The sequence below is a fragment of the Acuticoccus sp. MNP-M23 genome, assembly GCF_031195445.1.
In the GTDB taxonomy this organism is placed as follows: Bacteria; Pseudomonadota; Alphaproteobacteria; order Rhizobiales; family Amorphaceae; genus Acuticoccus.
Map to the genome: position 1 here is coordinate 1,018,194 of NZ_CP133480.1, position 18,647 is coordinate 1,036,840.

At 64.7% G+C, this 18,647-nt stretch carries 18 protein-coding genes, 1 tRNA gene and 1 pseudogene; 12 read left to right on the plus strand and 8 right to left on the minus strand.

The features are described 5' to 3' along the window. Nucleotides 1-88: 88 nt before the first annotated feature. From RDV64_RS04805 to RDV64_RS04835, 7 genes are all read left to right on the plus strand, one after another. Nucleotides 89-1,282 carry a Gfo/Idh/MocA family oxidoreductase gene (locus RDV64_RS04805; RefSeq protein ID WP_309198143.1) on the plus strand — a complete coding sequence of 398 codons (1,194 nt, stop codon included), beginning with the start codon at nt 89-91 and terminating at the stop codon, nt 1,280-1,282. Continuing rightward, entirely contained in the window at nt 1,279-1,635 is a 357-nt protein-coding gene (locus tag RDV64_RS04810; RefSeq protein ID WP_309198144.1) for a cupin domain-containing protein, read from the plus strand. The genes RDV64_RS04805 and RDV64_RS04810 overlap by 4 nt, the downstream gene beginning before the upstream one ends. Next, the gene (locus RDV64_RS04815; RefSeq protein ID WP_309198145.1) at nt 1,635-2,804 is read left to right on the plus strand and encodes a dihydrodipicolinate synthase family protein; all 1,170 of its coding nucleotides are present in this window, start codon (nt 1,635-1,637) and stop codon (nt 2,802-2,804) included. The genes RDV64_RS04810 and RDV64_RS04815 overlap by 1 nt, the downstream gene beginning before the upstream one ends. Nucleotides 2,805-2,862: 58 nt before the next feature. Continuing rightward, nucleotides 2,863-3,858, plus strand: a complete 996-nt coding sequence (locus tag RDV64_RS04820) for a tripartite tricarboxylate transporter substrate binding protein (RefSeq protein ID WP_309198146.1) — start codon at nt 2,863-2,865, stop codon at nt 3,856-3,858. A gap of 84 nt (nt 3,859-3,942) precedes the next feature. Further along, on the plus strand, nt 3,943-4,458 hold the full coding sequence (locus RDV64_RS04825; RefSeq protein WP_309198147.1) for a tripartite tricarboxylate transporter TctB family protein: 516 nt from the start codon (nt 3,943-3,945) through the stop codon (nt 4,456-4,458). 30 nt (nt 4,459-4,488) lie between these two features. After that, nucleotides 4,489-5,994: a tripartite tricarboxylate transporter permease gene (locus tag RDV64_RS04830; RefSeq protein ID WP_309198148.1), complete on the plus strand. Its 1,506-nt coding sequence runs from the start codon at nt 4,489-4,491 to the stop codon at nt 5,992-5,994. Further along, the gene (locus RDV64_RS04835) at nt 5,991-6,806 is read left to right on the plus strand and encodes a sugar phosphate isomerase/epimerase family protein (protein WP_309198149.1); all 816 of its coding nucleotides are present in this window, start codon (nt 5,991-5,993) and stop codon (nt 6,804-6,806) included. The genes RDV64_RS04830 and RDV64_RS04835 overlap by 4 nt, the downstream gene beginning before the upstream one ends. A 19-nt stretch (nt 6,807-6,825) precedes the next feature. On the opposite strand, the gene modC is transcribed toward RDV64_RS04835, so the two are convergent. From modC to aroA, 7 genes are all read right to left on the minus strand, one after another. Then, nucleotides 6,826-7,914: a molybdenum ABC transporter ATP-binding protein gene (gene modC, locus RDV64_RS04840; RefSeq protein ID WP_309198150.1), complete on the minus strand. Its 1,089-nt coding sequence runs from the start codon at nt 7,912-7,914 to the stop codon at nt 6,826-6,828. After that, nucleotides 7,911-8,594, minus strand: a complete 684-nt coding sequence (gene modB, locus RDV64_RS04845; RefSeq protein WP_309198151.1) for a molybdate ABC transporter permease subunit — start codon at nt 8,592-8,594, stop codon at nt 7,911-7,913. Before modB ends, modC begins: the two co-directional genes overlap by 4 nt. A gap of 64 nt (nt 8,595-8,658) precedes the next feature. Next, nucleotides 8,659-9,450, minus strand: a complete 792-nt coding sequence (modA, locus tag RDV64_RS04850; RefSeq protein WP_309198152.1) for a molybdate ABC transporter substrate-binding protein — start codon at nt 9,448-9,450, stop codon at nt 8,659-8,661. A gap of 10 nt (nt 9,451-9,460) precedes the next feature. Continuing rightward, nucleotides 9,461-10,345: an RNA polymerase factor sigma-32 gene (locus tag RDV64_RS04855; RefSeq protein ID WP_309198153.1), complete on the minus strand. Its 885-nt coding sequence runs from the start codon at nt 10,343-10,345 to the stop codon at nt 9,461-9,463. A 403-nt stretch (nt 10,346-10,748) separates the two neighbouring features. After that, on the minus strand, nt 10,749-12,461 hold the full coding sequence (rpsA, locus tag RDV64_RS04860; RefSeq protein WP_309198154.1) for a 30S ribosomal protein S1: 1,713 nt from the start codon (nt 12,459-12,461) through the stop codon (nt 10,749-10,751). 156 nt (nt 12,462-12,617) lie between these two features. Further along, a complete protein-coding gene (gene cmk / locus RDV64_RS04865) occupies nt 12,618-13,247 on the minus strand; it encodes a (d)CMP kinase (RefSeq protein WP_309198155.1) in 630 nt (209 codons plus the stop codon). Further along, complete coding sequence (aroA, locus tag RDV64_RS04870; protein ID WP_309198156.1) at nt 13,244-14,572, minus strand: 3-phosphoshikimate 1-carboxyvinyltransferase; 1,329 nt, start codon at nt 14,570-14,572, stop codon at nt 13,244-13,246. Before aroA ends, cmk begins: the two co-directional genes overlap by 4 nt. Nucleotides 14,573-14,698: 126 nt before the next feature. Between aroA and RDV64_RS04875 the strand changes: the two genes are divergently transcribed. The 5 genes and pseudogenes from RDV64_RS04875 to RDV64_RS04895 all read left to right on the plus strand — a co-directional run bounded on the left by RDV64_RS04875 (nt 14,699) and on the right by RDV64_RS04895 (nt 17,723). Continuing rightward, entirely contained in the window at nt 14,699-15,064 is a 366-nt protein-coding gene (locus RDV64_RS04875; protein WP_309198157.1) for a TIGR02300 family protein, read from the plus strand. 93 nt (nt 15,065-15,157) lie between these two features. Beyond that, nucleotides 15,158-15,233, plus strand: a tRNA-Ala gene (locus tag RDV64_RS04880). A 230-nt stretch (nt 15,234-15,463) separates the two neighbouring features. Beyond that, complete coding sequence (locus RDV64_RS04885) at nt 15,464-15,688, plus strand: AAA family ATPase (protein WP_309198158.1); 225 nt, start codon at nt 15,464-15,466, stop codon at nt 15,686-15,688. A gap of 21 nt (nt 15,689-15,709) precedes the next feature. After that, a pseudogene (locus tag RDV64_RS04890) lies at nt 15,710-16,798 on the plus strand (IS3 family transposase). Between the two features lie 4 nt (nt 16,799-16,802). Beyond that, on the plus strand, nt 16,803-17,723 hold the full coding sequence (locus tag RDV64_RS04895) for a transposase (RefSeq protein ID WP_309198159.1): 921 nt from the start codon (nt 16,803-16,805) through the stop codon (nt 17,721-17,723). A gap of 217 nt (nt 17,724-17,940) precedes the next feature. On the opposite strand, the gene RDV64_RS04900 is transcribed toward RDV64_RS04895, so the two are convergent. Beyond that, nucleotides 17,941-18,597, minus strand: coding sequence for a hypothetical protein (locus tag RDV64_RS04900; protein ID WP_309198160.1), 657 nt, complete (start codon nt 18,595-18,597; stop codon nt 17,941-17,943). Nucleotides 18,598-18,647: the final 50 nt, after the last annotated feature.

The window sequence follows — 18,647 nt, forward strand, 5'->3', positions numbered from 1 at the left end:
CCCGAATCGCGCCCATAATGTAACCGCATGGTTACTCCCGTAGCGACGCAAGATCGCGCGGGCTTCGGGAGGTTCGAGGAAGGCGAGAATGACAGAGCACGCGCACACCGCGGCAGCCGATAAAGGCCTGCCCACCCCCACCCGGCTCGGCATCGTGATGCACGGCATCACCGGCCGCATGGGCATGAACCAGCATCTCATCCGCTCCATCGCGGCAATCCGCGCCGATGGCGGCGTCGTGATGCCGGACGGATCGCGCGTCATGCCCGACCCCATCCTCGTCGGCCGCAATGCCGAAAAGCTCGCGACCCTTGCCGCCGAACACAACATCGAGCGCTGGTCGACCGACCTTGAAGGCGCGCTCGCCAACCCGGACGACACCGTCTTCTTCGATGCCGGCACCACGCTCATGCGCCTCTCCCTGCTGGAGAAGGCAATCAATGCCGGCAAGCACGTCTACTGCGAAAAGCCCATCGCCGACGATATGGACGAGGCGCTGAAGATCGCCCGCCTTGCCCGCGAAAAGGGCGTCAAGAACGGCGTGGTGCAGGACAAGCTTTACCTGCCCGGCCTTCGCAAGCTGAAGCGGCTGATCGATGCCGGCTATTTCGGCAAGATCCTTTCGGTGCGCGGCGAGTTCGGCTACTGGGTGTTCGAAGGCGACTGGATGCCCGCACAGCGCCCGTCGTGGAACTACCGCACGGCCGATGGCGGCGGCATCATCCTCGATATGCTGTGCCACTGGCGCTACGTGCTCGACAACCTGTTCGGCGACGTGAAGTCCGTCTCCTGCCTCGGCGCCACCCACATTCCGACAAGGTGGGACGAGAACGGCAAGCCCTACGACGCCACCGCCGACGATGCCGCCTACGCCACGTTCGAGCTTGAAGGCGGCGCCATCGCCCACATCAACTCCTCCTGGGCCGTGCGGCCCCGGCGCGACGATCTCGTCACCTTCCAGGTGGACGGCACGGAGGCTTCCGCCGTCGCGGGGCTGACCGAGTGCTGGACCCAGCACCGCGCCAACACGCCAAAACCCGTCTGGAACCCGGACGTGCCGCAGACCATCGACTTTTACGACACCTGGGCCAAGGTGCCGGACAACGAGGTCTACCCCAACGGTTTCCGCGCGCAGTGGGAGGACTTCATCCGCCACATCGTCGCCGATACGCCGTGGAAGTTCGACCTGATGGAGGGCGTGAAGGGCGTGCAGCTTGCCCAGCTCGGCCTCCAGAGCTGGAAAGAGCGCCGCTGGCTCGACGTTCCGGCCGTCTCCGCATGACCACAGCATCGGCCACCCGCTTCCGCGTGGCCGATGTGCCCGCGCTGCCGGGCGTCCCCTGCCCGTGCGGCACCGCGCGCCGTGCGTTTGGCGATGTGCCGGGCGGCGTCGCGACATTGCACCAGACCACCATCAGCGCGGACAGCCGCACCCACTACCACCGGCGGATGACCGAGCTTTATTATGTGCTGGAAGGCGAAGGGACGATGGAGCTGGACGATGAGCGCGTGCCGCTCCGCCCCGGCATCAGCGTCTACATCGCGCCGCAATGCCGGCACCGCGCCGTCGGCGATCTCAAGGTGATGATCGTCGCAATCCCCCAGTTCGACCCTGAAGACGAGTATTTCGACTGATGGCGACCATCGACCTCCCCACTCCCGAGCGGACCCTTGCCCCCTACACCACCGGCGAGCCGCTGGACTTTGCAGCGCTGGTGAACGGCAAGCACGACTTCAACCGCGTTGCCTTCGCCGCGGCGCACGTCGTCGCCGACCCCTATGCGGCCAACGATCCGTGGCTCACCCCGGCGATCGACTGGGAACGCACCATGGCGTTCCGCGAATACCTCTGGGACCTCGGCCTCGGCATTGCCGAAGCGATGGACACCGCCCAGCGCGGCATGGGCCTCAGCTGGGAGGATGCGCAGGATCTGATCCGCCACGCCGCCGCCGCCTCGAAGGCGCGCGAGGGCGCGCTGATCGCGTTCGGCGCCGGCACGGACCATCTGGCGCCGGGGCCGGACGTCACCATCGACGACATCATCCGTGCCTACGAGGAGCAGTTCGCCTTTGTGGAAGGCGAAGGCGGCCGCATCATCCTGATGGCGTCGCGCGCCCTCGCCAAGGCCGCGAAGGGTCCGGACGATTATGCCCGCGTCTACGACCGGCTGCTGTCGCAGGTGAAGGAGCCCGTCATCATCCACTGGCTGGGCGAAATGTTCGACCCGGCGCTGGAAGGCTACTGGGGCCATGCCGACCACATGGAGGCGATGAAGGTCTCGCTCGACGTCATCAAGGCCAATGCCGCCAAGGTGGACGGCGTGAAGGTCTCGCTCCTGTCCAAGGAGAAGGAAGTGTCGATGCGCCGCCGCCTGGCCGAAGGCGTGCGCATGTATACCGGCGACGACTTCAACTACGCCGAGCTGATTGCCGGCGACGCGGAAGGCCACTCCGACGCGCTCCTCGGCATCTTCGACGCCATTGCCCCGGCCGCATCGGCGGCGCTTGGTGCGCTGGCCGAAGGTTCGGACAACCGCTTCTTCGACATTCTGGCGCCGACCGTGCCGCTGTCGCGCCACATCTTCGCGGCGCCGACGCGGTTCTACAAGACGGGCGTCGTCTTTGTGGCCTACCTCAACGGCCTCCAGGACCACTTCACCATGGTGGGCGGCCAGCAGTCGGCCCGCTCGATCCAGCACCTTTCCGAGCTTTTCCGCCTTGCCGACAAGGCGCGCATCCTGCGCGACCCGGACGATGCGGCAATGCGGATGAAGAAGGTTCTCGCCGTCCACGGGATGGCCTAGATTTTTCACGCGGCAAGCGCACGGCAGAGGCGCGCCGCTCAACACGGGAGGAACTATAATGAAGCTCGTTCTCGGTCTCGCGGCCGCAACCCTGATGGCCGCCCCCGCGGTCGCGCAGGACTGGCAGCCCGACAAGCCCATCAACATCATCGTGCCCTGGTCCGCCGGCGGTTCGACCGATCAGGTCACCCGCGTCGTCGCCCCGCTTCTGGAAGAGGCGCTCGGGCAGACGGTCGTCGTGGTCAACCAGCCGGGTGCGTCCGGCTCCATCGGCACCAAGGCTGCGCTGGATGCCCCGCGTGACGGCTACACCTGGACCGCCAACGCCATCGCCAACAACGCCACCTACTCGGTGACCGGCCTCGTCCCCGACACGTCCATCGACGACTACCGCGTCTATCTCCACATCGCGAACGTGCCCGTCGTCTCGGTGAACCCGGACAGCGACATCAAGACGTTCGAGGATTTCCTTGCCAAGATGAAGTCGGGCGACCTCAACGTCGCGACGGCCGGCATCAACTCCTCCGGCGGCATGGCGCTTGCGGCGCTGAAAGAAGCCTCCGGTGAGACCGGCGGCCGGATGATTGCTTATGATGGCGGCAACCCCGCCGTGCTGGCAGCAGCGTCGGGCGAAGCGCAGGCGACCACGCAGCTTGCCTCCGAACAGGCCGAGCTGATCCGCGCCGGGCGTCTGCGCCCGCTGGTGGCCCTGTCGTCATCGCCGCTGGAGATCGAGGGGATCGACGCCATCCCGCCGATCACCAACTATCTGGAAATGGACGTTGCGCCTGACTATTTCGGCGTCTTCATCCCCACCGGCGCGCCGCAGGAAGTCTACGACACCGTGGACAAGATCTGGCAGGACAAGGTCATGAACGCGCAGGCGCTGAAGGACTACGCCAAGAACCGCGGCGCAACCTTCCAGCCCGCCTACGGCGACGATGCCAAGGCGATGGCGATGCCCGTCGTGATCTCCGAGGCTTGCGCCAAGGTGTCCCGCAAGGAAGCGGTGATCGACCCGTCCGAAATCGGCATCACCTGCCCGGCCGAATAAGCCTCACTGCGAAAACCGGGGGCAGCCATGCTGCCCCCGCCCATCGCGGCCCAACCATCTCCCTGACCGGAAAGGCGAACGCGCTTGAGCGCTGATCCTGTGAGTCCCGCCGGCACAAAGCCGGCCCGCGCCGACCTGTTCACCGGCGTCCTGTTTCTGGCGCTCGGCCTTGCCATGCTTTACGGCGGCTACACCATGGACCGGCTGACCATCCGCCAGATCCACCCCATGTCCTTTCCGGGCATGGTGCCGATGGCACTGGGTGCCGCGCTCGCCATCTGCGCGCTCGTTCTCATGCAGGGCGCCATCAGGTCTGGCGGCCTCAGGGCCGGTTTCCACTTCGGCCATCCAAGTGGCCTTGCCCGGCTCGCCATCGCGCTGGGGCTCTGCCTTGCCTACCCGCTCGTTCTCATCGGGCTTCTGCCGTTCTGGCTCGCAACCGCGCTGTTCGTCACCGTTTTCATCGCCTTTTTCGAATGGACGGCACGCCCGCCCGCGCGCCACGCCATCGCCCTTGCCACCGCGCTGTTGCAAGGCGTTTTGATCGGCGTCGTCATTGCCTACGTGTTTTCCGAACTCTTTCTGGTCCGCCTGCCATGATCGCCAACACAACCCGGCAGGAGCGCTGACATGCAGGGCCTCGAAATGCTGGCATCGGGCCTCCTGAGCCTGATGAGCTTCACCACGCTCTTCAACGTGGCGTGGGCAACCGTGCTTGGGATCATCGTCGGGTCGCTGCCGGGGCTGACGGCCACCATGGGCGTCGCCCTCCTCACCACGCTCACCTACAAGCTGCCGCAGGAACAGGCGATCCTGATCCTCCTTTGCATGTACGTCGGCGCCATCTACGGCGGCTCGCGCTCGGCAATCCTCCTCAACATTCCGGGCACCCCCGCCAACGCGGCAACCGCGCTCGACGGCTTCCCCCTCGCCAGGCAGGGCCGCGCCGGATACGCCATGGGGATCGCCACCACGTCGTCCGCCATCGGGACCCTGATCGGCATTGTCGCGCTGGCCATCGTCGCGCCGCTTCTGGCCGAAGTCGCGCTGGACTTCGGCTCCTACGAATTCTTCTGGCTTGCCCTCTTCGGCGTTGTCATCTCCGGCCAGCTCACCGCCTCCGGCCAGCCGATCAAGGGCTACATTGCCGGCATCCTGGGGCTGATGGTGGCGATGGTCGGCATGGAGGGGCTCCATGCCCACGTCCGCTTCACCTTCGGCATTCCGGAAATGAACGGCGGCATCGGCCTCATCCCGGCCATGGTCGGCGCCTTCGGCTTCGCCGAGGTGCTGACGGTGATGTACGACAAGCGCGCCCAGATGGTTTCCACCGCGGTGGACCGGATCATCCCGCGTTTTGTCGATGTCTGGCGCTACAAGATCACCGCGCTGCGCTCAGGCATCGTCGGCACGTTCATCGGCGTGATCCCCGGCGTGGGCGAAGATATCGGCGCCTGGGCGTCCTATGCGCTCGCAAAACGCACCTCCCGGGAGAAGGACCAGTTCGGCAAGGGCTCCATTGAGGGACTGACGGCGGCGGAGACCGGCAACAGCGCGGTGGTACCCGGTGCACTGATCCCGGCGCTGACGCTTGCCGTCCCCGGCTCGGCCCCCGCGGCGGTGCTGATTGCCGCCCTCTTCATCCATGGCGTGCGGCCCGGCCCGATGATCATGATCGAGCAGCCGCAGTTCGTGTACCTCGTTGTCGCGATGATGCTTCTCGCCACCATCGCTGTCACCATATTCGGGCTGATGCTGGCCCGGCCGCTCCTTCTGGTGCTGCGCATCTCGCGCGAGCGGCTGATGCCGGTGGTGTTCGTCCTTTGCGTCATCGGCCCCTATGCCATCACCCAGCGGATGTTCGACGTGTGGGTGATGCTGTTCTTCGGCGTCTTCGGTTTCCTCCTGCGCAAGATGGACTACCCCATGGCGCCGCTGGTGCTCGGCATCATCCTCGGCGACCTGCTGGACAAGAACCTGCGACGCGGGCTCACCTTGTCGGACGGGGAATTCTCGCCCTTCTTCACCCGTCCGATCAGCGCCGTGTTCTGCGGGCTGATCGTCCTTACCATCATGGCTTCCATCCCGACCGTGCGCCGCAGCGCCGCCCGCCTCCTGAAACCGAAGACCGCATGACCCTTTCGATCAATTTCGCGACCATCCGTGAACAGTGCGACATGCGTGAGGCCGTCGACGTGTGCCTCAAGCACGGCATCACCGCCATTGCCCCCTGGCGTGACCAGGTGGCCAAGATCGGCCTTGCCGAAGCCGCCAGGCTCGTGCGCGAAAACGGCCTTCAGGTAACGGGCCTTTGCCGCGGCGGCATGTTCCCGGCTGCCGACGGCACCGGCATCAAGGCAGCGCTCGAAGACAACCGCCGCGCGCTGGAAGAAGCCGCCGAGCTTTCGGCGGACTGCCTCGTGCTGGTGGTCGGCGGGCTGCCGGAGGGCTCGAAGGACATCAAGGGCGCCCGCCAGATGGTCGAGGACGGCATTGCCGCGCTCACCGAAGACTCGCGCGCCATGCGCATCCCGCTCGCGATCGAGCCGCTGCACCCGATGTATGCTGCCGACCGGGCGTGCGTGAACACACTGGGGCAGGCGCTCGACATCTGCGACAGGGTCGGCGTCGGTGTCGGCGTGGCGGTGGACGTCTACCACGTCTGGTGGGACCCGGATCTTGAGACGCAGATCGCACGGGCCGGCTCGCGCATCCTTGCCCACCATATCTGCGACTGGCTGGTGCCGACCACCGACCTTCTGCTCGACCGCGGGATGATGGGCGACGGCGTGATCGACCTTCCCGCCATCCGCCGTATGGTGGAAGCCGCCGGCTTCGACGGCCCGCAGGAGGTGGAGATCTTTTCCGCAAACAACTGGTGGAAGAAGCCGGCCGACGCGGTGATCGCCACCTGCAAGGACCGCTACGAGCGCCTCTGCCAGGCCTGACGGACACCGCCGCGCGGGTTCAGCCGGCCAGCACGACCACATCCTCGGGCGGCACGGCAAATGCCTTCAAGACGGCAAAGCAGGGGCTGCCCGGCGCAAGACCCAGCGTGCGCACCGACCGCTGGGTCAGCCGCGCCATGATGCGGTCCTCCCCCACCGCCAGCGACACCAGCGCGCCCGGACCGTCACCGGCCACAATGCCCTCCACCACCGCAGGCAGCACGTTGCGCGTGGAAAGCCCGCCCGGCGGCTCCAGCGCGACGATAACCTCGCTCGCCCGCAGCCTGATGCGAACCGGGGTGCCCGCCGGCGCGTCAATCGCGGGCAGCACCAGCCGGCAGGCCGAGAGCGCCACTTCGGTCAGCCCGTCGGCGGGGTCGTGGGCGAAGACGCGCCCGGTCAGAAGTGCGCCGGCATCGCGGAACCCCATGACGGCGGCGGCCTCCACGTCGGTGAACACCGTGCTCACGGCGCCTGTGGCAACGCTCCGTCCGCTCCGCATCAGGACCACGCGGTCCGCCAGCCGGGCCACCTCCGGCAACGCATGGCTGACATAGAGGATCGGCATCGACGCATCGCGCGCCAGACGCTCCAGATAGGGCATGATCTCGGCCTTGCGCGCGTCGTCGAGCGCGGCGAGCGGCTCATCCAGCAGCAACGCATCGGGCTCAGACAGGAGCGCGCGGGCGATGGCAACGCGCTGCTTCTCCCCGCCGGAAAGCATGGCCGGGCGCCGGGTAAGAAGCGCCTCAAGCCCCAGAAGCGCAATCAGCCGCTCCCTCTGGGTCGCAGGGCGCGCGGCAAAACGCTCGGCAAATTTGAGGTTGCCGAGAACACTCATGTGCGGGAACAGGCGCCCGTCCTGAAACACGGTACCGATCCGGCGCCTGGCCGGCGCCAGGTTCACGCCGCTGGCCGCGTCGAACAGAACCCGGCCGCCCGCCACGATGCGGCCCTCCTGCGGCGTCATCAGGCCGGCAATGGCGCTGAGCACCGTGGTCTTGCCCGCGCCGGACCGCCCGAACAGCGCCGTAACCCCGGCCGGCGCCTCGAACGCAACGTCGATCACCGTATCCTCGAAGGCGTGGCGGACGCGAACCTCGATCATCGGCCCGCCACCCAGCGCGCAATCCGCCGGGACACCAGCTCCGCCGCAAACAGCGCCACCAGCGAGAAGGCGACGGCCACCAGCACCAGCCGCCCCGCCGCCGCCTCGCCGCCGGGGATCTGGAGCGCAGTGTAGATGGCCAAGGGCACGGTCTGCGTTTCGCCTTCGATGTTGGAGACGAATGTTATGGTGGCGCCGAACTCGCCCAGCGCCTTGGCAAATGCGAGGATCGCGCCCGCCAGGATGCCCGGCGCAATGAGCGGCAGCGTCACCCATGCAAAGGTCGCGATCCGCCCGGCGCCAAGGCTTTGCGCGGCGCCTTCCAGCCGCGGGTCCACAGCCTCGATGGACAGCCGCATGGCCCGCACCATCAGCGGAAACGCCATGACACCGGCCGCCACCGCAGCGCCCGTCCAGTTGAAGGCGAAGACGATGCCGAACTGGTCGAGCCAGCTGCCGACGGCACCGCGCCGGCCGAGGAGCAGAAGAAGCGCGTAGCCCGTCACCACCGGCGGCAGGATGAGCGGCATGTGGACGAGACCGTCAAGCAGGATGCGGCCCGGAAAGCGGCAGCGCGCCAATAGCATCGCCGTGGCAAGGCCGAACGGGAGCGTCACCAGCGTTGCCCAGAACGCCACCTTCAGGGACAGGAGGATCGCGGTCCATTCGGCAGCAGTCATGACGGGTGCGGTCGGTCCTGTGGTGTGGGCTGGCGCAGGCGGCGCGCGCCGGCGCCTTGCGCGCCTAGTCGCCGTCCCCCGGGGCAGAGGCAAAGCCGTAGCGCGCAAACGTCGCCTGTGCGGGCGCGGACTGCAAGATCTTTAACAGGTCGCGCGCTGCCGCCGTATCCCCATCGGCGACGATGGCAGCGGGATAGACGATGGGCGGGTGGGTTTCGGCCGGGAATGGACCGACCAGCGCAACGCCGGGCTCCAGCGCGGCATCCGTTGCGTAGACGATGCCGAAGGGCGCTTCGCCGCGGGCAACCAGCGCCAGCGCGCTGCGCACATTATCGGTCTGCACCACCTGGGACGCCAGCGTGTCCCACAGGCCGAAGCTGATGAGGGCGGCCTTGCCGTAAAGGCCGGCGGGAACCGCGTCCACCAGCGCCATGGCAAGCCGTTCGGCCCCCACAGCGCCTTGCACGGCATCCGCCGTCAGCGGGGCCGGTGGCAGATCCCATGCAGCGGCCACCAGCACCAGCCGGTTGCGCAACAGGTCGACTCTGCTGCTGGCGATAACGTCGCCGTCGGCAGCGAGAGCGTCCATCCAGCCGACATTGGCACTGATGAAGATGTTGGCCGGGGCGCCAGCGCTGATCTGCCGGGCCAGAGCAGAGCTCCCGGCGTAGCTGACGCGCGCGGTGACGCCTGCTTCGTCCAGCACGGCGTCCAGCGCACCGCGCAGACTGGCGGCGGCCAGAACGGTCAGCGGTTCAGCACGCGCGGCGGGCGGTGAAAGAAAGGCGCACACCAGCACCGACGCCAGACAAACGAAAACCGCGCCCTTCCGGGCGCGGCCAGAAAGCATGGTCATGCGCAGCGCATCAATTGACGAAGACAGCCTGCTCATGATCGCGCAACAGCGCCGAGCGCAGCTTCTGCAAGGCGCGATTTTCGATCTGGCGCACCCGCTCTTTGGAGATCCCGAGCTTCTCGCCCAGCGATTCCAGCGTGGCACCTTCTTCGCTCAGGCGGCGTTCGCGCACGATGCGCAGCTCGCGCTCGTTCAGCTCGTGCAGCGCCCTTTCCAGCCACCGGCTGCGGCGGGCCGTGTCGATGTGTTCCGATACGGTCTGGTCCTGCAGCGGCTGGGCGCAGGGGATGAAATCCTGCCGGTCGGCGGCCCCGGCATCGCCTTCGACCACCGGCGCGCTGAGCGACGTATCGGGCGCGGAAAGGCGGGAGTTCATGAGCTCAACATCGGCCTTGGAGACGCCGATGGCTGCCGCAATCTCGCTGTACATGGCCTGATCGGGCGCCGCTGCGCCGTTGCGGGACATCTTGGCCCGCAGTCGGCGCAGGTTGAAGAACAGTGCCTTCTGCGTGGACGACGTACCGCCGCGCACGATCGACCAGTTGCGCAGGATGTAATCCTGAATGGACGCGCGGATCCACCATGTGGCGTAGGTGGAGAAACGAACCAGACGCTCAGGTTCGAACCGGGCAGCCGCCTCCAGGAGGCCGACATGACCTTCCTGAATAAGGTCCCCCATCGGCAGACCGAAGTGCCGGAAGCGGGCAGCAATGGAAATGACGAGACGCATGTGCGACGCGGTCAGCTTAGACAGCGCCTTCTCACATTTGTTGTTGCGCCAATCTAGCGCCAGCTGGTGTTCTTCTTCCCGTTCGAGGTAGGGGGCTTTCATAGCGGCCTTGACAAAGTGCCGCGGCGATCCATTTTCACCAGCCATATCATCCCCCAATTTCATCGTGGTCTTGGCGAGGCAACACGTCGGTCTGCTTTTTGGTTCCGTTCGGGCGCCGAGCGGCGATGAACTTTTTTGACGCAGATTAAAATCCGGGCATTTATTGCCGTGCGCGCCACTGACGACCCAACCGCATCACGCGTGGCTTGCACGCCGCTGTCCGGCCGCCTCGGATCATCCGGCGCGATGCGGTCAGCATGGTTGCCGGACCCGTCATCCCGTGCCGCGGCACACGTGGACACGCTTTCCGATCGGACGCGGGCAGGCAGCGTATTTTTGTTGGCATTCGCCGGCGCGGGTCTCGCGACCGGCGCAAAAAAAAGGCCGCAGCGCTGGGCTGCGGCCTCGTTGTGGTGGACACCAATGGTCCGGAAGGGCAGCGCCGTGAGGCGCTGACCCAGCCGACTTACTGGTCGGTGTTGCGGGCGCGGAGGGCCGCGCCGAGGATATCGCCCAGCGATGCACCGGAGTCGGTGGAACCGTACTGATCGACGGCTTCCTTCTCTTCGGCAATTTCCAGTGCCTTGATCGAGACCTGCACCCGGCGCGCCTTGCGGTCGAACTGGGTGACGCGGACGTCGAACTTGTCACCAACCGAGAAGCGGCTCGGCTGCTGGTCGTTGCGCTCACGGGCAAGCTCGGAGCGGCGCATGAAAGTCGAAAGCTCGGTGCCGACGATCTGCACTTCCAGACCGGCTTCCTTCACTTCCTTCACTTCGCAGGTGACGATCGCACCGCGGCGGACTTCAGAGCCGCCAGCACCTTCGGCTGCATCCGTGAACGGATCGGAGCCGAGCTGCTTGATGCCGAGCGAAATGCGCTCCTTGTCGGGATCGACTTCAAGCACGACCGCCTTGACGGTTTCGCCCTTGTTGTAGTCTTCCATCGCCTCTTCGCCCGGACGGTTCCAGTCGAGGTCGGAGAGGTGGACCATGCCGTCGATGTCGGACTCGAGGCCGATGAACAGGCCGAACTCGGTCTTGTTCTTGACTTCGCCTTCGACGGTGGTGCCCGGAGGATTGGCGTCGAGGAACGCTTCCCAGGGGTTGTCCATGACCTGCTTGAGACCAAGCGAGATGCGGCGCTTCTGAGCGTCCACTTCCAGGATCATCACGGTGACTTCCTGAGAGGTCGCCACGATCTTGCCCGGATGGACGTTCTTCTTGGTCCAGCTCATCTCGGAGACGTGGATCAGGCCTTCGATGCCCGGCTCCAGCTCCACGAACGCACCATAGTCAGTGATGTTCGTGACACGGCCGGTGAAGCGCGCGTCGATCGGGTACTTGGCTTCGATGCCTTCCCACGGGTCGGACTGAAGCTGCTTCATGCCGAGCGAGATGCGGTGCGTCTCCTGGTTCACCCGGATGACCTGCACTTTGACCGACTGGCCGATGGACAGGATCTCGGTCGGGTGATTGACGCGGCGCCATGCCATGTCGGTGACGTGGAGGAGGCCGTCGATGCCGCCAAGGTCAACGAACGCACCATAATCGGTGATGTTCTTGACCACGCCTTCGATGATCTGGCCTTCCTCGAGGGATTGCACGATCTCGTGGCGCTGCTCGGCGCGGGTCTCTTCCAGGACGACGCGGCGGGAGACGACGATGTTGCCGCGGCGCTTGTCCATCTTCAGGATCTGGAACGGCTGCGGGGTGTTCATCAGCGGCGACACGTCGCGCACCGGGCGGATGTCCACCTGCGAGCGCGGCAGGAACGCCACGGCGCCGTCGAGGTCGACGGTGAAGCCGCCCTTGACCTGGTTGAAGATCTTGCCGGTCACCTTATCGTTCTTCTCGAACGCGGCTTCCAGGCGGATCCACGACTCTTCGCGGCGTGCCTTCTCGCGGCTGAGGACAGCCTCACCGAGCGCATTCTCGACGCGCTCCAGGTAGACTTCGACCTCGTCGCCGATGGCAATGTTTTCTTCGCCCGGCCGGCCGCCGAACTCTTTGAGGGGGATGCGCCCCTCGACCTTCAAGCCGACGTCGATGACGGCGAGGTCCTTCTCGAATCCGACGACGGTCCCCTTGATAACGGAACCTTCAACCATTTCTGTCTGGTTGAGCGAAGCTTCGAGAAGCGCCGCGAAATCTTCACGGGTTGGTGTTGCTAAAGACATTCGTTCTCCGGGTGCAGCGTCTCACGACGCTTGCGGCGTGGGTTTGATGTTGGTCGCACACGATGAGGAGCGGCCTGCCGCCCGTCGCCCGTCACCGCGCTTTTCATGCAACGAAAGCGGGATCGGCAATGCCGGACCCCGTTGCAGAGGCCTTATCTACTCAAGGTAAGCGCCATTCACAAGGGCGATTGCCCTCTCCAGCGCCTCTTCGATGGTGAGGCGGGTGGTGTCGAGCGTGTGCGCGTCCGCCGCCGGACGCAGCGGACTGTCGGCGCGGCCCATGTCGCGTTCGTCCCGCGCCTTGAGCGATTTCAGAAGGACATCGTACTGCGGCCCTTCGACAAGGCCGAAAAGCTGGTGCGTGCGGCGCCGTGCGCGCTCCTCCACCGAGGCGATGACGAAGAGTTTTACGCGCGCGTCCGGGCACACCACCGTGCCGATGTCGCGCCCGTCGAGCACCGCACCCTTGCCGGCACCTTGTGCAAACAAACGCTGCCGCTCGACCAGAACCTTGCGCAGGGCTGGCATCACCGCAATGCGCGAAGCCCCCTCGCCCACTTCGTCCGAACGCAGATCCATGTTGCCCAGCATCGTGAAATCAAGCGCGTTCGCGGCGGCGACGGCGGCATCCACGTCGTCGAACCCGTGGCCGGACTGGTGCATGGCGTGGGCGACACCGCGGTAGGTGAGACCCGTGTCGAGGTACCGAAGGCCGAAGTGCGCCGCAATCTGGCGTGACAGCGTGCCCTTGCCCGATGCTGCCGGACCGTCGACCGCGACAATCATGCTTCCACCCGAATGTCGGCCCCAAGACCTTCCATCAGCCCCATGAAGCCCGGAAAACTGGTGGCGATGACGTTGTGATCATCCACGGTGACGGGCTTGTCGGCGGCAAGGCCCATGATGAGAAAGCTCATGGCAATCCGGTGGTCGAGATGGGTGACGACCTTGCCCCCGCCAACCGGGCCCGTGCGGCCATGGACGCTCAGCCAGTCCGGCCCGCTCTCGTGGGCAACGCCGTTGGCGGTGAGGCCCGCGGAGACGGCCGCCAGGCGATCGCTTTCCTTGACGCGCAGCTCGCCGAGGCCCGGCATGTGGGTCGCACCGTCGGCAAACGCGGCCGCTACGGCGAGCACCGGGTACTCGTCAATCATCGAGGGCGCGCGCTCGGCCGGCACGGTGATGCCCTTGAGGCGGGTTGCCCGCACCCGCACATCGCCAATGGTTTCGCCGCCATCTTCGCGGCTGTCGATGATCTCGAGGTCCGCGCCCATCTCCTTCAGCGTCTCGATCAGGCCGGTGCGCGAGGGGTTGAGGAGAACGTCGCGCACGGTCACGTCCGAGCCCGGCACGATCAGCGCCGCCACCAGCGCGAACGCGGCGGAGCTGGGATCAGCCGGCACGGTGATGTCGCAGGGTTTGAGCGGTGTCTGCCCCGTGACGGTGATGCGGCGCCCCTCGGGGCTCTCGGCAATGCGGATGTCGGCGCCGAACGCTTTCAACATCCGTTCGGTGTGGTCGCGGGTAGCGACGGGCTCGATCACGGTGGTCTCGCCCGGCGCGTTGAGGCCTGCCATCAGCACCGCGGACTTCACCTGCGCCGAGGCGACGGGAAGCGTGTATTCGATCGGCGCCAGCGTCTTCGGTCCGCGCAGCGACAGCGGCACCCGGTCGCCCTCGCGGGCCACCACGGTCACGCCCATTTCGCGCAAGGGGTTGAGGACGCGGCCCATGGGGCGCTTGGACAGCGACGCATCGCCCACGAACGTCGCCGCGACAGGGTGGCCGGCAACGATGCCCATTGTCAGCCGCGCGCCTGTGCCGGCATTGCCGAAGTCGAGCGGTGCATCCGGCTCTTTCAGGAGGCCGAGGCCTGCGCCGTCGATGGTGACCACCTCGCCGCCTGCGATGCTCGCACCGAGAGCGCGCATCGCGTTGCCGGTGGCCATCACATCCTCGGCGGTGAGCAGGCCGCGCACGGTGGACCGGCCGATTGCGAGGCTCGCAAACATCAGCGCACGGTGCGAGATGGATTTGTCACCCGGCACCCGGATACGCCCGCTGAGGGGGCCAGAGGCGTGCGCGGTGGCGGCGGTTGGCGTTGCTTGCATAGCTGATCCCGATCTAGCGGCCCTCTTTAAAAGGGCCAAACGGGAAGCGCCAGCTTTACAGCCCCCCATCCATGTGCCATGCGACGCGCCGCCCCCAAGTACTATGACAAGAAGACGGAGTGTTCCGTGGCCCGAGCCGAACTTGGCACAAAGCGTCTTTGCCCCAATTGCGGCGCAAAATACTACGATCTCAATCGGGATCCCGTCGTCTGCCCGCAGTGCAATGCCGCTTTTGCGACTGGCATTGTCGGCAAGGCACGGCCGGAAACCGCCAAGGCCGTGGCGGACGAAGACGAGGATGATGATGAAGACGAAGGCGTCGAGCTGGTTTCGCTCGACGAGGCCGAGACGTCCTCAGACGACGATGACGACGAAATCGAATCGGACGACGTGGTCGTCGCGGACGACGACGACGTGGTCGTGATCGACGATGACGACGAGGACGGTGTCAGCGAAGTTGTGGTCGGCGACGACGACGAAGACGACACCTGAGCGCCAAATCCGATCGCGTTTCAAAAAAATTGGGACGACGCGCGATCGGGGTTTGCATCGCGGGAGATTTGGTCTATCTCCCCCGAACGGAACGGGGCCTTAGCTCAGCTGGGAGAGCGCCTGCATGGCATGCAGGAGGTCAGCGGTTCGATCCCGCTAGGCTCCACCACCCGTTTTCCACCCGGAAAGAATCAATGATTTTAAATCGTTGACTCTGACCGAAGACCGGGTGCGTACTGAAAAGCACCAGATTGGTTTGGCTTTTTCGTCAGAGGATTTGCCTCTGCCGTGCCGACCGGTTCTGTTCTCCCTACGAAAATCCATGCTGCTTTGATCCGTGCCTTTTCGGCGTCTTGACCGCTTCGCAGCCCTCCCCCTTGTCAAAACTGAGGATGGCCCATGAGCGACCATTTCCTCGTCGTGACGGGCGGCCCCGGTGCGGGCAAGACCAGCCTGATCACCGAGCTTGCCCGTCGCGGCTTTTACACAATCCCCGAATCCGGCCGAGCGATCATTCGCAAGGAGATCGCCAGCGGCGGGGGCGCCCTCCCTTGGGGGATCGCATGGCCTATGCCGAGCGACTGGCCTGCTGCCGGTTCCGTGGACACGAAGATAAGACCGTGACCATGGAACTGGAGAGTGGATATGACGAGACGGAAGTTCAGCCGCGAGTTGAAGATCGAGGCGGCGAAGCTGGTGACCGAGCGAGGCGTTTCGGTCGCCCAAGCGTGCCGTGATCTGGACCTGGCAGAGAGCGTGCTGCGACGCAGGATGCGGGAATTGACGGCAGCGCCTGCTGCAGCCTTTCCCGGGAACGGGCAGATGGGAGCTGATCTGGCCGAGATTGCAGCGCTGAAGAAAGAGGTCGCCCCGCTCCGGGCGGAGCGTGATATCCTCAAGAAAGCGGCGGCGTTTTTTGCGCGTGAGGCGACATGAGGTTCGCCTTCATTGCCAGACACCGACATATCTGGCCAGTGAGTTGGCTTTGTGAGGTGATGGAGGTCTCGCGTTCAGGCTTTCATGCTTGGCTCCATCGTCCGGTCAGCGACCGCACCTATGGCGCCCGTCGTGTCTGGCGCGATGTGCTCGAAGACGGGCTTGCCTGCGGGTTGCACCGGATCAAACGCCTGATGCGGTCGAACGCCATGAGGGCGCGGCCGAAGCGGCGCGGGAAGCCCAAGGACGATGGCGAACGGTCGATCATCGCCGACAAGATCCTCGACCGCGACTTCGAGGCCGACCGTCCAAACCAGAAGTGGCTGGCCGACTTTACCTAAATCTGGACCGCCCAAGGCTGGCTCTATGTCGGAGTTGTGCTGGACCTGTTTTCCAGGCGCGTTGTCCGCTGGTCCATGAAGGCTGATCGGGATGCCACGCTGGTCATGGATGCCCTGATGATGGCTGTCTGGCGCCGCGCCAAGGCCGACGCGCTGTTGCACCATTCAGATCAGGGATCGCAATATACCAGTGAGCAGTTCCAAACCCCTGCTGCTCGACAATGGCATCACCTGTTCGATGAGCCGAGCCGGCAACGTCTGGGACAATTCGGCGATGGAGAGCTTCTTCTCGTCGTTGAAGACCGAACGGATAGCCCGCAAGGTCTACCGCACACGCGACGCGGCCCGTGCCGACGTGTTCGACTACATTGAGCGCTTCTACAATCCGCGACGACGTCATTCGAAGCTGGGCTATACAAGCCCCATGGCGTTCGACGCCCGCGCTATGAAACCTTAACCCGGTGTCCACGGAACCGGCAGCAGGCCAGATCGCGAGCCCGTCGTATGTGGCGGTCGACGGCAGCCACATACGGGTATCGGCGGCGCAGGACCATTGCGTCGCGGCCGTCAGCGAGCTCCCCGGCGCGGATTGCGCCTCGCGCGCCGTGCGCGAATACCTGAGCGATCTCGACGAGGCCTCCTCGGATCTGGAAGCCGTGTGCCGTTCTGCGGTCAAGCGCGTGTTGTTGACCGACCCGGCTGCCGCCCTCAGCCGTAAGCACGGCAAGGCGCGGTTCGCCGATGGCATGAACGCGCTCGTTGACACCGGATCAGGCGTCGTTCTGGGCGTCCAGGCGGCACCGGAGCGCTTTGCCGACGAACCCGAAGCCGCCCGCCGGATGGTCGAGCGGCTGCGCGTTCGGCACAGTGCGGTCCCCGAGATCCTCACCGCGGACAAGGCCTACGGATTGGGCCCCTTCCTGGCGTGGATCGAGGAGCGCGGGATCGAGGCGCATGTTCCCATCATTGATCGCACGCACCAGACCGCCGGACGGATGCGTGAAGCACAACGATGGTCTCCACCGCCTTCAGCTCCGCGGCCTGCGCGGCGCCGACGAGCAATTCGTGCTCGCGGCCACGGCGCAGAACCTGAAGCGGATGACGAGGCTCCTCGCCACAGGGGGACCGAGGATTGGAATGGTGGCAGCGTGAACCCGCCTGAGGACTACCGGAAGAGCCCACGCCAACGCTCGCGCACCGAGGGGTGCGGTGCCGGTAGACCGGAACCGCCAATAAGCGGCCCGACCAACGGTGTTTTTCAACAGCCTCGTCCGTTTTCGAGACTAAGCATGTCCGCTTTTCGGTGCCGATTCAACCGATGCTCGTTTGAGAACAAAGCGGCTATTCGTTGCGGTGGTCTATCAGATTTAGAGCCCGTTTGAGAATGGTGGGCGGCTCCGATTTTTCTTTCCGTTGGCCGGTGACCGGCTCGAAGGGGCGCGATTGTTCTGGCTGCGAACGACGTGGCCACGCCAAAATTACCGAGATTGGCGTTGCTCAAAAGGACTTTTGAGAGCACCAAATTTCGCATGGTTATTTGACCCCAAAAACCTTCTTAAAGAAATATCTCTTCGCTCTTTGAATGCTTTAGTTTCCGATTTAATTTCTAGAATTCAAGAACACCCGCGTTTCTTCTTCGGGGAGATTTACCCCCATAGCGATCAATAGTTCTCTGACCACCGAACGGCTATAGTTAACAACTTCAACATCGCCAAATTCGTCCCGATAAACTTTCTCCAATTCTTCATACTTGAGCAGCCATGTGTCGGACTCAACGTAGAGCGCGGAGTCTGGATCCGATGAAGGCATTCGACCAGGTTTCTTCAAAATCTGAGCGCGGTACGATGCCAAAAAGTCAATTTTGTTTCGGAGAGCAAGAAGTATCTTGAACTTGTGCTGATCCCCAAAAAGTAACTTCAGGGCGCGAACCTCTGAGGGTGTGCGCAACAAACTGAGTCCCTCACAACTAAATATCAAACGATCGCACGAGCTTTCATTGATGAACTGTTGAACATCAGCCTTTACAACGCCATACGTCACATTATGCCGTGGATTAGCGGAGAGCCTGCCAAATGTCTCCACTCTTTTTCTCAAGGTTACTAGGTATAGTTCAATATGGTTGTTCTCATTAATGGACCCAAAGTAGTAGTCTTTGCCTTGACGTCGCAGCTCGATGCGGCTGGAACCCAGTATTGACTGAAGCGACGTCGAGCCCGTTTTGTGTGTTCCAATATGGATATGGATTTCTTTTTCCATTTATTTGCTCGCTCTTTGATGCGCGACTGTCGCAAAACGGAACGTTTTTG

Excerpts from the sequence above, each read along its gene's own strand:
- RDV64_RS04805 (WP_309198143.1), top strand. The coding sequence starts at position 89 with ATGACAGAGCACGCGCACACCGCGGCAGCCGATAAAGGCCTGCCCACC.
- RDV64_RS04810 (WP_309198144.1), top strand. The coding sequence starts at position 1,279 with ATGACCACAGCATCGGCCACCCGCTTCCGCGTGGCCGATGTGCCCGCG.
- RDV64_RS04815 (WP_309198145.1), top strand. The coding sequence starts at position 1,635 with ATGGCGACCATCGACCTCCCCACTCCCGAGCGGACCCTTGCCCCCTAC.
- RDV64_RS04820 (WP_309198146.1), top strand. The coding sequence starts at position 2,863 with ATGAAGCTCGTTCTCGGTCTCGCGGCCGCAACCCTGATGGCCGCCCCC.
- RDV64_RS04830 (WP_309198148.1), top strand. The coding sequence starts at position 4,489 with ATGCAGGGCCTCGAAATGCTGGCATCGGGCCTCCTGAGCCTGATGAGC.
- RDV64_RS04835 (WP_309198149.1), top strand. The coding sequence starts at position 5,991 with ATGACCCTTTCGATCAATTTCGCGACCATCCGTGAACAGTGCGACATG.
- modC (WP_309198150.1), bottom strand. The coding sequence starts at position 7,914 with ATGATCGAGGTTCGCGTCCGCCACGCCTTCGAGGATACGGTGATCGAC.
- modB (WP_309198151.1), bottom strand. The coding sequence starts at position 8,594 with ATGACTGCTGCCGAATGGACCGCGATCCTCCTGTCCCTGAAGGTGGCG.
- modA (WP_309198152.1), bottom strand. The coding sequence starts at position 9,450 with ATGACCATGCTTTCTGGCCGCGCCCGGAAGGGCGCGGTTTTCGTTTGT.
- RDV64_RS04855 (WP_309198153.1), bottom strand. The coding sequence starts at position 10,345 with ATGAAATTGGGGGATGATATGGCTGGTGAAAATGGATCGCCGCGGCAC.
- rpsA (WP_309198154.1), bottom strand. The coding sequence starts at position 12,461 with ATGTCTTTAGCAACACCAACCCGTGAAGATTTCGCGGCGCTTCTCGAA.
- cmk (WP_309198155.1), bottom strand. The coding sequence starts at position 13,247 with ATGATTGTCGCGGTCGACGGTCCGGCAGCATCGGGCAAGGGCACGCTG.
- aroA (WP_309198156.1), bottom strand. The coding sequence starts at position 14,572 with ATGCAAGCAACGCCAACCGCCGCCACCGCGCACGCCTCTGGCCCCCTC.
- RDV64_RS04885 (WP_309198158.1), top strand. The coding sequence starts at position 15,464 with ATGAGCGACCATTTCCTCGTCGTGACGGGCGGCCCCGGTGCGGGCAAG.
- RDV64_RS04900 (WP_309198160.1), bottom strand. The coding sequence starts at position 18,597 with ATGGAAAAAGAAATCCATATCCATATTGGAACACACAAAACGGGCTCG.